Source organism: Cupriavidus sp. C1SS-2L (assembly GCF_057073735.1).
Genome location: NZ_CP172709.1, coordinates 1,260,239 through 1,273,660, shown reverse-complemented (window position 1 = coordinate 1,273,660; position 13,422 = coordinate 1,260,239). Strand labels below are relative to the sequence as shown.

The window sequence follows — 13,422 nt, the reverse complement described above, 5'->3', positions numbered from 1 at the left end:
AGCAAGGGCCGACGGACAGCGCCGCCGGCCCTCACCCCTCTCTCCCACCCTGAATCCGTTGTCATCGCCGTGGCGGGATCCACGCGGCCGCCAATGCGGCGCAGGGTCCGATCAACGCCACGGATCGTAGCGATCCGACTCCCAGTACGGCGAAATGCCGTAGTACTCGTGAATGCTGGTGGCCCACTGCGAATCCGCCATGCCAGGCCAGTGATCCTTGTCGAATCCCGGTGCGGCCTTCAGGCGGTCCTTCTCCACGCCGAGCACGAAGCACTTGCGGCGCGTATCGAGCGTCAGTGCGGACCACGGCAGCGCGAACAGCTTCTCGCCGATACCGAGGAAGCCGCCGACGGCCAGCACCGCATACGCAACGCGTCCGCCGGGCACGTCGATCATGATGTGGTCGATGGTGCCGATGTCGTCGCCGGACGGATCGACCACCTTGTTGCCTTCCAGCGTATCGGCCGCCATCACGAACGGGCCCGGGCCCGGTGAATTGTGGTCGATCGTGCCGACAATCGCGGCGCCACGCGGCGGGGGCGGTTCACGGCGCGGATCAAGATCCGGATCCAGATCACGGGGCGGGGGTTGCTCGGGTCTCATGGACATCTCCTGATGGTTGCAAATGCGAACAGATCCGTCACGCGCGGTACGGCTCGCCTTCACGCCCGGCCGGCACGGGCGGTGCCAGCGGGTCGAAATCGGCCCAACGGCCTTCACGCCAGTGGCCCTGTGCACGCTCGATGTCCCGTGCGCCACCCTTGCGCAGGACATCGCACACCAGGCCCGCGTTGCCGGTTTCGACATGCGCGGCCAGCAATACGCCGGCGTTGCGCACGGGCGAACCACCGCCACGGGCTTCGGCCCGTCCGGAGCGGGTCAGGGACAGCGCACCGACCAGCGAACCGGCATAGGCCCCGAGTCCTGTCGTAAAGACCAGCACGAACAGCGAAACCGGCGGCGACAGCGCCAGGATCGTCACCGGTGCGGCACCGACGGCCGCACCCATCGTCGCGCCCAGCAGCACGCCGGTCAGCGCACCCAACCCCGAGCGGCGCGCACCGGGATCGACAGCGGTGTCGCCGCCGATCGGATAGGTCGCGTGCTGGCCGGGCGGATTGACGTAGAAGACGCTCAGGTCTTCTTCGGCGACGCCTTGCGCGCGCAGGCGGCTCGCCGTGGTTTCCGCCTTGGCAAAGCTGTCGAAACGACCGGCGATGATGGCATCAGACATGGAGGCTCCTTTGTCGTGCGGGGCATTGGGGCTGTCTCGGCATGGCTAGCGCTGCGCGGCGTTCAACCGCGCCCGGTCGCGCCTTTGCGATGTCCGGCAGGCTTGGCGCCCGCGGGCTGGTGTTCGCTGCCGCGCTTGAGTTTCCAGTCGACGTCGTCGCGGCCGGTCTGCGTCTTCTTCTCGGCGTGCATGGCAGCACTGGGCGAAATCGGATCGCTCGCGGGAAACGTCATTTCGAGAGAATCGTCGACCGCGCCCTGGTACGTCTTGCGCTTCTTTTCATCAGACGACGCGCTGGAGCGTGTGTCGGGCTTGGACGACGGGCGCTTTGCCGACGCACCGGCGCGCGGTGCCGAGGCCTTTGCAGACTTTCCCGTTTTCGCGGAGGTGGCGGCAGGCTTGCGGGCGGTGCTGGGCTTGGCGGGAGCATGGGCTTTTTGCATGGCTGGGCCTCCGTAATGAATACCCCTTCCCATGCAATCAGCGGGCCAGCACGCGAATGCCCGCCGTTGTGCAGGCTTCTCCACGCCGCCGGCGTTTCAGCGGACCGCAGTTCCCGCCTTGGGGGCGCATTGCCGGCACTTTGTGCCGGCGCAGTGTAAAAGCTACAGCGTGGCGGCAGGCGCCGCCTTGCGTGGAAACTTCACGCCGATGCAGACCGTGACCTTGTCGGTGTCGGAGGTTTCGCTCTCAGTGCTGAGCACCGCACCGTGCAGCTCCACCATGCGGCGCGTCAGCAGCAGCGCGCTGGACTGCCGCGTGGACTGCGCCGGCGGCGCCGGACGCCGTCCGAAGAAATCGGAGAGCACGGACAAGCGGCTTGCGCCGCGGGTCTGATCCACCGGCGGACTTTCCGTGATGCGCAAGCGGATGTACTCCGGTTCCGCATACAGATGCACGGCCACCGAGCCGCCCGCCTGCGAACGCCAGATGCAATGCACGACCAGATGGCGCAACAGCGGTGCCAGGCGAACCGGGTCCGCGTCGATGAACCAGTCGGACGGCTCGCCGCTGGTCTGCACGTCTTTCAGTTCGACACCCCGCGCAGCCGCAGCCTGCCGGCGGTCGGCGACGGCCTGCGTGGTTGCGGCAAGCAGGTCGGTGCGGCGCCATTGCGGCGGGCTGTCGTCGGCCAGCAAGCGCACAGCCTCTTCCATTTCCTCCACCAGCGCCAGTTGCTGCTGGATGCCTGCGCGCACGCCATCGAGCGCTCGCCGTGCCGGCGCGGCGGTCTGGTCGATCGCGCGCTCGAGCACGTAGGCCCAGCTCTGGATGGCATTGAGCGAAGAACGGAGGTCGTGTGCGGTCTGGTCGATCAGCGCCCCAACTTCCGTCACGGTCCGCACGTCATGCTCGCGCGATGGCGTGCGTTCATGGTTCGGATGCTCCGGCTCGCTGGATGGCGAATGCTGCGTCATGATCTTGTTGCCCCGGTTTTTCACGCAGTTGCCATGCAAAAAGCATGCAACCCAGCTCAAGCGGGGCCAGCCGACACCGCCGTGGCGAGCCCGTGGGTGTCAGCCGCTGGCTGGGATGCCGCCCTGGCTGGTGCGCGCGGCACGCAGCCACTCGGGCAGCTCGCCTCGCGCTGCATAATCTTCCAGCCGGTTGTACAGGGTCTTGAGGCTGATGCCAAGAATTTCCGCAGCGTGCTTTTTCACCCCGGCACATTGTTCCAGTGTCGCGAAGATGAGCTGCCGGTCGGCATCGGCCAGCGACATGCCCACCGGCACCGATACCATCGCGGCGGCCGGCGCCTGCGCCGCCGCAGCCTGCAGCGGCACCTGTACTTCGGTGATCAGGTCGTCATCGGCCATGATGTAGGCGCGCTGCACAAAATTGCGCAACTCGCGCACATTGCCTGGCCACATGTGCTGGCGCAGGCTGTCGAGCACGTTGGGTGCGAAGCGCCGCGCAGTGCCCTGCTCGGCATTGAGCTGCTCCAGCATCGTATTGGCAATCTGGATCACGTCGTCGCCACGTGCGCGCAGCGGCGGCAGTTCTACCGGAAACACATTGAGGCGGTGGAACAGGTCCGCGCGCAGCTTGCCCTCGGCGACGGCCTCTTCAGGATTGCGGTTGGTCGCCGCGAGCACCCGCACATCGGCGTGCTGCTCGCGGTTGGTACCGACCCGCATGAAGCTGCCGGTTTCGAGCACGCGCAGCAGCTTGACCTGCAGCTCGGCAGGCATCTCGGTGATTTCGTCAAGGAACAGCGTGCCGCCGTCGGCGCGCTCGAAATAGCCCTTGTGCTGGCGGTCGGCGCCCGTGAAGCTGCCCCGCTCGTGGCCGAACATCTCGGTTTCGATCAGCGTCGGCGAGATGGCGCCGCAGTTGACCGCCAGGAACGGCTGCCGCCGCCGCGCGGACAACTCATGCACCGTCTGCATCGCCAGTTCCTTGCCGGTGCCGCTCTCGCCGATCAGCAGCACAGTGGCCTCTGTCGGCGCCACCCGCGCGAGCTGGTCGTAGACCGCCTGCATGACGTCGGAACTGCCCAGCAACCGGCCAAACCGGCCATAGCGGCGCAATTCGCCGCGCAGCGAATGGATTTCCGCGCGCAGCGCTCCGGTATTGGCGAGCCGCTTCAGCACGGTCTGCAGACGCGCCACGTTGATGGGCTTGACGAGGTAATCGGTGGCGCCCGAGCGCAGGGCTTCCACGGCACTGTCTACGCTCGCGTAACCGGTGGTGAGGATAATTTCCACGCCCGAAGATGCCACTTCGGCAAACAGCTCCAGGCCGTTGCCGTCCGGCAGGCGCAGGTCAGCCAGGATCACATCCGGCATGCGCCAGCCGATCTGCAGGCGGGCTTCACGCAGGCTGCCCGCGGTCGAGGCGGTGAACCCTTCCAGTGCCACGATCTCGGCCAGCGCGGCGCAGGCATTCTCGTCGTCGTCGACAATCAGGATGTGAGACATGGTTGCGCGGCCCGGAGGCCGGGGAGTTGACCTGGGGATAGCAAATAGCGAATAGCGAATAGCGCGCAATAGCGTTGCCGGGGGAATAAACAATCTTCCCCGCCTGCTGCAATGCAACACGTCGTGCCCTGCCGTCGTCCGGTCTGACGTAACGTGTTGCCATCGCAGACGGGCGGAGCAACGCAAAATGCGTATGGGAAGTCTACCTATCTACAGGCCTGATTGTTGCCAGTGTCTCTCTGACACGGCTGTCGGATGTTTCCGCGCGCTGCGCCTGACGTCTGGCACCGCCTTGCCCCACGGGCTAGCATAGGAACGTCCCGCGCCCCGTTATCCATGCCAACGTGTCGACTACCGCCAGTCCGTCCCGACGCGGCGCGGCCCCGCAAGCGGAGGGCTTGCGGGGCCGCGCCATTCCCTCGCAGGTCTCCCTGTTGTGGGAAAGCACCTCGCCCGCCATGCGCCGCCTGCTCGCGCAGGTCGAACGTGTCGCCGCTACCGATGTCACCATGATCGCCGTCGGGGAAAGCGGCACCGGCAAGGAAGTCGTGGCGCGGGCCGTACACGCGCGCAGCAGCCGGTGCGAAGGACCGTTCGTGGCGGTCAACTGCGGCGCAATTCAACCTACGCTGATCGAGTCCGAACTGTTCGGCCACGAAAAGGGCGGCTTCACCGGCGCGATCGACCAGAAGGCTGGCTACTTCGAACAGGCGCAGGGCGGCACGCTGTTCCTCGACGAGGTAACGGAAATGCCGCTCGCGATGCAGGTCAAACTGTTGCGCGTTCTGGAAAGCTGTACCTTCCACCGCGTCGGCGGCGATACGATGATCGCGACCGATGTCCGCATTCTCGCCGCCACCAACCGCGACCCGCTCGACGCCGTGCGCGGCGGCCAATTGCGCGAAGACCTGCTCTACCGCCTGGCGGTATTTCCGCTGCATATCCCGCCGTTGCGGGAGCGCGTGGAAGACATCATTCCGCTCGCCCGGCACTTCCTGGCCGAGTACAACGCGATGGAGCGGACCGACAAGGTGTTTTCCGCCGGCACGCTTGAGCGGCTCACGCGCTACGACTGGCCCGGCAATGTGCGCGAACTCAAGAATGCGGTCTACCGCGCGTTCATCCTCGCCGACAAGGTGATCGAGATCGGCAATCCCAACCTCGGCTCGCAGCCGCAGCGGCCGAACACGGTAGACGGTGTCGTCAACGTGCGTGTCGGCACCACGCTTGCCGACACGCAGCGCGAGATCATCATGGCCACGCTCGCCCACTACAACGGCGACAAGCGGCAGGCCGCGCGCGCACTCGGCATCAGCCTGAAGACGTTGTACAACCGCCTTGAAGCGTACCGGGCCGGCTGAGGGCCGGCACCGGTGGCAATGCGTGCCAGGCCTAGTCATGCCGTCCGCGGCGAACCTGCATCACTGCGGCCAGTGCGGCCGACGCGCCGACAACGAGCGCCGTGGTCAGCACGGGATGGCGCGCACTCGTCGTGTAAGGGCATGACTGCAAGGCGACACGGTTGCCCGTGCGTTCCTGCAGGTCGTTGCCGCCGCCGTACAGCGTGTTGTCCTCCAGCGGGCCGGCGGGATGCCGGGTCTGCTGCGCGCGGCCCATGAAGCGGCGCATGACCTGGTCGAATGTGCGCGGCGCGTGATAGGCAGCTGCGGAGAACGCCTTGGCCGCCCCGCCGACAAACAGGTCGCGGCGCGGATGCTCGGCGGCAAAGAGGATCGCCTCCGCGGCCAGTGCCGGATCATAGAGTGGCGGCGGCAGGCGCGGCTCCACGTCCAGGAAGTTCTTGGCATGCATGGCCAGCGGCGTTTCCAGCCCGGCGGGCTTGATCAGCGTGACGCTGATCGGCGCCATTTCCTGCTCCAGTTCCAGCCGCAGGGAATCGGTGAAGCCCTTGATCGCATGCTGCGATGCCGCGTATGCGCTTTGCAGCGGCAGCGGCCCGTCGGAGGCCTCGCTGCCGATGTTGATGATCGCGCCGCCCCGCTCGCGCAGGTGCGCCGCGGCGGCCAGCGAGCCGTGCACGGTGCCCCAGTAGTTGGTGTCGAACAGGCGCCGCTGGTCTTCGAGCGGCACATCGGCATGGCGGCCGAAGATCGTCACGCCAGCATTGTTGACCCACGTATCGAACCCGGCAAAGCGCTCGATGGCGGCATGCGCCACGCGCGCCACATCTTCGTGCCGGCCCACGTCGGCGGTCACGGTAATGACCTCGGCACCCTTCTCCCGCAGTTCCTCGGCCAGCTTGTGCAGCGAATCCTCGCTGCGGGCTACCAGCACGAGCCGGGCGCCCATGGCCGCGGCCTTGCGCGCAGTAACCAGGCCGACACCGCTGGTGGCCCCCGTCAGCACGATGACCTGCGACCCGATTTTCTTCAGAGAGACTTTCATCTGCTTGCTTCCTGATGCCCCGGCAAGGGAACGACGATCGCCGGCATCCGGGACCCACTGCCGGCGACGCTCGACCGATATGCAGGGCCTTTATCCCGCAAGGAGCGTTCCCGCCGCCACAGGAGCCCGGCGCCGGCGTTTCGCGCCCGGACACACGCGCACGCGCCGGCGAGGAATTACAACGTCCGGTAAGAAGCACACGCGCGCGGCATTGGCCGACTCAGGTGTAGGACTGGCGCCGATTTCGGCGCGCCAGGGCCGTGCCTAAGCTGAAGCCACCGAGGTTCGCCTCCTTGCAAGGTGAGGCTGGTTCACCATGGCCAAGACCACGCGCCAGACCCCTGACGACACCCGCGGCACGCGTAGCACCCGAACTGCGGAGCCCGCGCGCAAGCGCCCGGCCGACGCGCTCGGCAAGTATCGCCAGATGCGGGATTTCGCAGCCACGCCCGAACCCGGCGGCACGCGCCAGCGCGCCAGGGCAACGCCAAAGGCAAAGCGCGCCGGCACCTTGTCCTTCGTCATCCAGAAGCACGCTGCGCGGCGGTTGCATTATGACTTCCGGCTGGAACTCGACGGCACGCTGAAAAGCTGGGCCGTGCCAAAGGGTCCGAGCCTGGACCCCGCCGACAAGCGCATGGCGGTGCATGTGGAAGACCATCCGCTCGACTATGCGGGCTTCGAGGGCGTGATCCCGCCGGGCCACTACGGCGCTGGCACGGTGATCGTGTGGGATCGTGGGGTCTGGGTGCCCGACGGCGATGCCGATGCGGCCTATCGCGCCGGCAAGCTCAAGTTCGAGTTGCGCGGCGAAAAGCTGCATGGCCACTGGACGCTGGTGCGCATGCACGGCAGCCGGCAGAAGGAGCAGGATGCCTGGCTGCTGATCAAGGAGCGCGACGATGCGGCGGTGCCCGCATCCGAATTCGACGTGACCGAAGCGCTGCCCGACAGCGTGCTGGCCGGCACATCGGCCGCGCGCAAGACCACCGGGCGAAGGGCCGCTACGAACGCTACGAAGCCCGGCAACGGCGCCAAGGACAGCACCAAGGACAGCGCCAGAACCAAGCCCTTGCCGCTCCCACGTCGCGCCACTGCCGCCGCACTGCCGCTCGCGCTGTCGCCGCAACTGGCCACGCTGGTCGAGCGAGCGCCCCCCGATGCCGATGCATGGCGCTACGAGATCAAGTTCGACGGCTACCGCATGCTGGCCCGTATCGACGGCGACGACGTGCGCTTGTTTACGCGCCAGGGCCACGACTGGACATCGCGCCTCAAGACGCTCGCGCGCGAAGTGCGCGCGCTCGGATTGCCCGATGGCTGGCTCGATGGGGAAATCGTCGTGCTCGGCAAGCACGGCGAGACCGATTTCCAGGCCTTGCAGAATGCCTTCGAGACGTCGCACGTGGAATCGATCCAGTACTTCGTCTTCGACCTGCCGTTCTATGCCGGCCACGACCTGCGCAAGGCGCCGCTGTCCGAACGGCGCGCGCTGCTGCGGCGCCTGTTCGAGAACAACACCGGCACACGCCTGCGCTTCAGCGAGGAATTCGAAGCCGCCCCCGACGAAATGCTCGACGCTGCCTGTCGCATGAAGCTCGAAGGCGTGATCGGCAAGCGCATCGACGCGCCGTATGTCAGCACGCGCAGCAACACGTGGATCAAGCTCAAATGCACGCAGCGCCAGGAGTTCGTGATCGGGGGCTTTACCGAGCCCAAGGGCAGCCGCCAGGGTCTCGGCTCCCTGCTGCTCGGCGTGCACGACAGCGCCGGGCGCCTGCGTTATGCGGGCAATGTGGGAACGGGGTTCGATACGCGCTCGCTGGCCAGCCTGCGCGAACAGCTGGATGCGCAGCGCACTGACAAGGCGCCCTTCCATGAGCTGCCCTCCTCGATCAAGGGGCTGTGGGTTCGGCCGCGGCTCGTGGCCGAGGTGTCGTTCGGATCGTGGACGCGCGAAGGCCGCGTGCGCCATGCCGTGTTCCATGGCTTGCGCAGCGATAAACCCGCCAGCGCGGTGTCCGTGGAAAAGCCCGCCGCACCCGCCGGCCGCAAGACGGCGGCCACAACCGCAGCCAGGAGCGCGCCAGCCACCACGCGCAAGGGCAAACCCACGGCGGCGAACGGCAAGGTCGCCATCAGTCACGCGGAGCGCGTCATCGATACCGCCAGCGGGCTGACCAAGGGAGACCTGGTGCGCTACTACGAAAGCGCGGCGCCACTGATGCTGCCGCATCTGCGCGGCCGCCCCATCGCCATGGTGCGGGCGCCGGCCGGCGTCGCCGGCCAGCAGTTTTTCCAGCGGCATGGCGACACGCTAAAGATCGACGGCGTCAACGTGCTCGATCCGGACCTGTGGCCGGGTCATCCGGCGCTGCTCGAGATCGTCTCGGAGCACGCACTGGTGGCCGCGGCGCAGCTTAATGTGGTGGAGTTCCATACCTGGAATGCCAACAAGCGCAGCATGGACCGGCCCAACCGCATCATCTTCGATCTCGACCCCGGGGAGGGCGTGCCGTGGCCGCACATGCGCGAAGCCGCGGCGCTGATGAAGGCGTGGCTTGACGAACTCGGGCTCGCCAGTTTCCTGAAGACCAGCGGCGGCAAGGGCCTGCACGTGGTGGTGCCGCTGACACCGCGCGCGGGCTGGGATGAGGTCAAGGAGTTTGCCCACGGTGTGGTGCTGCACATGGCCGTGACGATTCCGCAGCGCTTCGTGGCCAAGAGCGGCGCGGGCAACCGCATTGGCAAGATTTTCATCGATTACCTGCGCAATGGCGTTGGCGCCACGACGGCCGCGGCATTCTCCGCGCGGGCGCGCCCCGGCCTGGGCGTGTCGGTTCCGCTTGCGTGGGACGAGCTCGACGGGCTCGAGGCCTCCGACCAGTGGACCGTCGCCAATGTGGCGCCTCGCCTGGACGAGCTGGCACGCCACGACCCCTGGGACACTTATGCGGACACCCGCCAGACCATCACGCGCGCTGCCACCAGGCTGGCTCGCGCCGGAAGGAGCAAGCCATGACCCGATCCTTGATTCCCTATCTCCGCCATGTGCGCCTGGCTGGCGCCGCCGGGCCGCACTTTTCCCGGCGCGCGCTGGCCGCCGCGTTGCTGATCGCCGTGGCCCTGCCCGCGAGCGCACGCCTGCCAGCGCCTACCCCGGAGCAGCAACAGGCCACGGATGCGCGCAAGGCGAAGGAAGCCGAAGAGGCGAAGCGCCAGGCCGACGCCCTGGCGAAGGTGCAGGACCAGATCGCCTCGCGGTTCGGCAAGAAGGACGCTGGCGGTGCGCCAGGCGCCACGGAGCCAGGAAAGATTTCGCAGAAAGCCGCCGAGGCTCCGCAATCGGCCGGACCGCATGGCGGAACCTCACCAAGCGCCGAAGCGCATAGCGGTGAAGCGGCGCGGCGATAGCCCGGATGGTGCTCCGGCACGCCTTTTGCGCATGTTCCCCTCGTGGTCCCACCGATAACGGACCGGATACCTGCTGCCAACGCAGCGATACAAGGGGAACGACGCCGTGAGCACGCATAAGCTTGTAAAGCGTACATACTGTACGCAAATCTATCGGGTAATTTCTACATCGCGCTGCGCTGCGGCCCCGCGTCGCGAAGGTTGCCGGCCATGACCTCGCGCGTTGCCCACCAAGGCCGCCTGATCCTCAACGTGGAGGACCGCGAAGGGCCGCGCTATGTGAAGAGCAGCATCCTGCAACGCGCCGGATTTTCGGTGCTGGAAGCTTCGACCGGACAGGCAGCGTTGTCGCTGGTGCGGCAGCATATGCCTGCGCTGGTGCTGTTGGCGCTGCGCCTCCCGGACATCAGCGGGCTTGAGGTCTGCAAGCTGCTCAAGTCCGACCCCCACCTTTCCAGTACGCCCATCCTGCTGACTTCGCCGGCGCTTGCCACTTCAGCGCAGCGCGTGGAAGCACTGGATTGCGGCGCGGACAACTTCATGGTCGAACCGTCAGAGCCCGAGGAACTGATCGCCAGTATCCAGTCGCTGCTGCGGCTGCGCCGGGCCGAGGATGCCTATCACCGCACCAGCCAGGCCCTGCACGACAACGAGGACATGTTCCGCCAGCTCGCGGAGTCGCTCGTCGATGTGGTCTGGCTGCTTGACGCGCGCGAGCGCCGCCTGTTGTTCGTCAGTCCGCGCCTGTCGGAGCTGTGCGGCCAGACGCCGGAAAAGATGATGGAAGACCCGTCGTGCTGCCTGGATCGCGTCGTACCGGCGGATCGTGCGCGCGTGGCAAGCGCCGTTGCCAGCATGCTGCAGGACGGCAAGCTCGACATCGAATTCCAGTTCATGCACGCCGACGGCGGCATCCGTGAAGTCCTTGCACGCGCCTTCCCCATGCGCGGCACTGGCAATGAGACGCTGCGCGTGGCCGGCACTTGCCAGGACGTCACCACGCAGAACCGTGCCCGGCGCGCGTTGCGCGGCGAGGAGCGCCGCAAGGAGCAGTTCCTGGCCATGCTTGCGCACGAATTGCGCAACCCGCTGGCCCCCATGCGCAGCGCGGTCGACCTTCTGCAACAGCCACAACCCGCGCCGGCCGACGCATTCCGCGCGCGCGACGTGATCGGACGCCAGCTCAGGCACTTGTCGCAACTGGTGGACGACCTGCTCGATATCTCGCGCTTCAACCAGGGCAGGATCACGTTGCGACAGGACCTCGTGGAACTGCGCGGCGCGCTCAACACCGCGGTGGAAACCGTAAGGCCCGTCATGGAAGCCCAGCAGCACACGCTGCGGCTGTCCTTGCCTGAACAGCCGCTGCCCGTGCGCGGCGATATGGTCCGGCTCACCCAGATCTTCAGCAATCTGCTACACAACGCCGCGGCCTATACGCCGGCCGGCGGACAGATCCGGCTCGATGTCACGGTGACGGACGGACGCGTCGACGTCAGGGTGCACGACAACGGCATGGGCCTTACGGGGACACTGCAGCGGCTGCTGTTCGACCCGCTGGCACCCGAGGAGCCGGGCAGCCCGCCCGTTGCGGGAGCCGGATATGCGGACGATGGCGCCGATACGGGTGGCGCGCAGTCTTATATGCCGGAAGGTCCCGGCATCGGTCTGACCCTTGTCCAGCAGCTCGTGCGGCTGCATGGCGGCAGTATCCGGGCAGAAAGCCCGGGCCCCGGCGAAGGCAGCACCTTCATCGTGGAGTTGCCGGTCGAGCCGTGGCAGAACTGGCATCCGGCCGAGACCATGGCGCCTCGGCCGTCCGGCCCGCCGCGCGTGATCATGCTGGTGGACGACAACACCGATGCGCTTGAGGCCATGAGCATGACGCTGAGGATGCTGGGACACACCGTGGTGACCGCGCCCGATGGCCCCAGTGCCGTTGCACGCGCACCGGAAGTGAAGCCCGAGGTAGTGCTGCTCGATCTCGGCATGCCCGCCATGGATGGCTTTGAGACCGCGCGGCGCCTGCGCGCGCTGCCCGAAATGCGCGGAGCGACACTCGTTGCGCTCACCGGCTACGGGCAGCCCGAAGACCGCCGGCGGGCGCTGGAAGCGGGATTTGACCGCCATCTGGTCAAGCCGGCCAGCCTGGAAGCGCTGACCCGGCTGTTCGAGGAGCAAGGCAGCTGATCCCGCCGAGAGGGCGCCGAAATGGCGTCGAAAAGGCACTCGGCGCAGCCTTCGAGGATCAACCGCATCAACCCTGACGGAACACGATATGCATACCACTCCCGACCCCGACATACCCGCTCGCAAGCCCGAGATCCCGCCCCCGGAACCGCCGCCGGGCGAGCCAGAGCCCGTCGTCGATCCGCCCCCTGGTGACGTGCCGCCGCCACCGCCGCAACGCGCGGCCGCCTGATTCGAGGAGACCCGCCGTGTCCCGCATTATCTGGAAAGGCGCGATCACGTTCGGCCTGGTCAACATTCCGGTGGTGCTGAAGCCCGCGTCGCGCAGCCAGACACTGGACCTGGATCTGCTTGACGCGCGGGACATGGCACCGGTCGGCTACCAGCGCATCAACAAGAGCACCGGCAAGCCCATTCCCAAGGAGCACATCGTCAAGGGCTACCAGTACGAGAAAGACGAATACGTGGTGCTCAGCGACGAAGATTTCCGGCAGGCCAACGTCGAGGCGACGCAGACGGTGGATATCGTCAGTTTCGTGCAGGCCGACGACATCCCGCCCTACTACTTCGACACGCCGTACTACCTGGAACCCGACAAGCGCGGCGAGCGCGGCTATGCACTGCTGCGCGAAACCATGCGGCGCACCGGACGCGCCGCGCTGGCGCTCGTGGTGCTGCGCAATCGCCAGCACCTGGCCGCCATGCTGGTCGACGACAATGCGCTGGTGCTCAACACCATGCGCTTTGCCGACGAAGTGCTGCCGATCTCGGAGCTCAAGCTGCCAAAGGCGTCGAGCGGAAAGGCCACGGGTGCGCACGCGCGCGAGATCGAAATGGCCGTCAAGCTGGTCGAGGACATGAGCGAGGAATGGGCGCCGGAGCAATATCGCGACACCTATCGCCACGACCTGATGGCGCGCATCGAGCAGAAAATCGAATCGGGCCAGACGCATGAGCTCACGCCGGCGGCCGAAGAAGAGGAAGCGCCACGCAAGAGTGCCAAGGTCATCGACATGGTGGCGCTGCTCAAGCAGAGCCTCGACACCCGGGGCAAGCGCGGGGGTCGCGACAAGTCCTCCGAGCCCAAAGAAGAGGACGCCCCTCGAAAGACCGCACGCCGTGCGCCGGCCCGCAAGCATGCACCCGCAAAACGCGCGGCCGGCAGCCGCGCGTCCGCGAAGCGCGCGTCGCATTCGTCCGGCGGCAAGAGCACCTCTGCGTCACGGACGACAGCGCGGCGCAAGCAGGCCTGACGCC

The 13,422-nt window shown here is 67.0% G+C and carries 12 protein-coding genes; 6 read left to right on the top strand and 6 right to left on the bottom strand.

Annotated features, from left to right (window positions below; all coding sequences use genetic code 11):
- Nucleotides 1-111 precede the first annotated feature (111 nt).
- The 5 genes from ACIGJG_RS23540 to ACIGJG_RS23520 all read right to left on the bottom strand — a co-directional run bounded on the left by ACIGJG_RS23540 (nucleotide 112) and on the right by ACIGJG_RS23520 (nucleotide 4,155).
- Nucleotides 112-603 carry a PRC-barrel domain-containing protein gene (locus tag ACIGJG_RS23540; RefSeq protein ID WP_011301186.1) on the bottom strand — a complete coding sequence of 164 codons (492 nt, stop codon included), beginning with the start codon at nucleotides 601-603 and terminating at the stop codon, nucleotides 112-114.
- A gap of 37 nt (nucleotides 604-640) precedes the next feature.
- Nucleotides 641-1,234, bottom strand: a complete 594-nt coding sequence (locus tag ACIGJG_RS23535; protein ID WP_011301187.1) for a hypothetical protein — start codon at nucleotides 1,232-1,234, stop codon at nucleotides 641-643.
- Nucleotides 1,235-1,296: 62 nt separating this feature from the next.
- Entirely contained in the window at nucleotides 1,297-1,677 is a 381-nt protein-coding gene (locus ACIGJG_RS23530; RefSeq protein WP_011301188.1) for a hypothetical protein, read from the bottom strand.
- Between the two features lie 162 nt (nucleotides 1,678-1,839).
- Entirely contained in the window at nucleotides 1,840-2,652 is an 813-nt protein-coding gene (locus tag ACIGJG_RS23525) for a sensor histidine kinase (protein ID WP_483673998.1), read from the bottom strand.
- A gap of 99 nt (nucleotides 2,653-2,751) precedes the next feature.
- Entirely contained in the window at nucleotides 2,752-4,155 is a 1,404-nt protein-coding gene (locus tag ACIGJG_RS23520) for a sigma-54-dependent transcriptional regulator (protein WP_011301190.1), read from the bottom strand.
- A gap of 344 nt (nucleotides 4,156-4,499) precedes the next feature.
- Here ACIGJG_RS23520 and ACIGJG_RS23515 point away from each other — a divergent pair, with 344 nt between their 5' ends.
- Entirely contained in the window at nucleotides 4,500-5,516 is a 1,017-nt protein-coding gene (locus ACIGJG_RS23515; RefSeq protein WP_011301191.1) for a sigma-54 interaction domain-containing protein, read from the top strand.
- A 31-nt stretch (nucleotides 5,517-5,547) separates the two neighbouring features.
- Here the strand turns inward: ACIGJG_RS23515 and ACIGJG_RS23510 are convergent, their stop codons facing one another.
- A complete protein-coding gene (locus tag ACIGJG_RS23510) occupies nucleotides 5,548-6,561 on the bottom strand; it encodes an SDR family oxidoreductase (RefSeq protein ID WP_011301192.1) in 1,014 nt (337 codons plus the stop codon).
- Between the two features lie 316 nt (nucleotides 6,562-6,877).
- Here ACIGJG_RS23510 and ligD point away from each other — a divergent pair, with 316 nt between their 5' ends.
- The 5 genes from ligD (at nucleotide 6,878) to ku (ending at nucleotide 13,418) form a co-directional block, all read left to right on the top strand.
- Nucleotides 6,878-9,583, top strand: a complete 2,706-nt coding sequence (gene ligD, locus ACIGJG_RS23505) for a DNA ligase D (protein ID WP_483673997.1) — start codon at nucleotides 6,878-6,880, stop codon at nucleotides 9,581-9,583.
- The gene (locus tag ACIGJG_RS23500) at nucleotides 9,580-9,975 is read left to right on the top strand and encodes a hypothetical protein (protein WP_011301194.1); all 396 of its coding nucleotides are present in this window, start codon (nucleotides 9,580-9,582) and stop codon (nucleotides 9,973-9,975) included. The genes ligD and ACIGJG_RS23500 overlap by 4 nt, the downstream gene beginning before the upstream one ends.
- Nucleotides 9,976-10,185: 210 nt before the next feature.
- Nucleotides 10,186-12,165, top strand: a complete 1,980-nt coding sequence (locus tag ACIGJG_RS23495) for a hybrid sensor histidine kinase/response regulator (RefSeq protein ID WP_011301195.1) — start codon at nucleotides 10,186-10,188, stop codon at nucleotides 12,163-12,165.
- Nucleotides 12,166-12,253: 88 nt separating this feature from the next.
- Entirely contained in the window at nucleotides 12,254-12,397 is a 144-nt protein-coding gene (locus tag ACIGJG_RS23490; protein ID WP_166487102.1) for a hypothetical protein, read from the top strand.
- Nucleotides 12,398-12,413: 16 nt separating this feature from the next.
- A complete protein-coding gene (gene ku, locus ACIGJG_RS23485) occupies nucleotides 12,414-13,418 on the top strand; it encodes a non-homologous end joining protein Ku (RefSeq protein ID WP_011301196.1) in 1,005 nt (334 codons plus the stop codon).
- Nucleotides 13,419-13,422: the final 4 nt, after the last annotated feature.

Coding starts and splice junctions, on each gene's coding strand:
- ACIGJG_RS23540 (WP_011301186.1), bottom strand. CDS start 603: ATGAGACCCGAGCAACCCCCGCCCCGTGATCTGGATCCGGATCTTGAT.
- ACIGJG_RS23535 (WP_011301187.1), bottom strand. CDS start 1,234: ATGTCTGATGCCATCATCGCCGGTCGTTTCGACAGCTTTGCCAAGGCG.
- ACIGJG_RS23530 (WP_011301188.1), bottom strand. CDS start 1,677: ATGCAAAAAGCCCATGCTCCCGCCAAGCCCAGCACCGCCCGCAAGCCT.
- ACIGJG_RS23525 (WP_483673998.1), bottom strand. CDS start 2,652: ATGACGCAGCATTCGCCATCCAGCGAGCCGGAGCATCCGAACCATGAA.
- ACIGJG_RS23520 (WP_011301190.1), bottom strand. CDS start 4,155: ATGTCTCACATCCTGATTGTCGACGACGACGAGAATGCCTGCGCCGCG.
- ACIGJG_RS23510 (WP_011301192.1), bottom strand. CDS start 6,561: ATGAAAGTCTCTCTGAAGAAAATCGGGTCGCAGGTCATCGTGCTGACG.
- ligD (WP_483673997.1), top strand. CDS start 6,878: ATGGCCAAGACCACGCGCCAGACCCCTGACGACACCCGCGGCACGCGT.
- ACIGJG_RS23500 (WP_011301194.1), top strand. CDS start 9,580: ATGACCCGATCCTTGATTCCCTATCTCCGCCATGTGCGCCTGGCTGGC.
- ACIGJG_RS23495 (WP_011301195.1), top strand. CDS start 10,186: ATGACCTCGCGCGTTGCCCACCAAGGCCGCCTGATCCTCAACGTGGAG.
- ACIGJG_RS23490 (WP_166487102.1), top strand. CDS start 12,254: ATGCATACCACTCCCGACCCCGACATACCCGCTCGCAAGCCCGAGATC.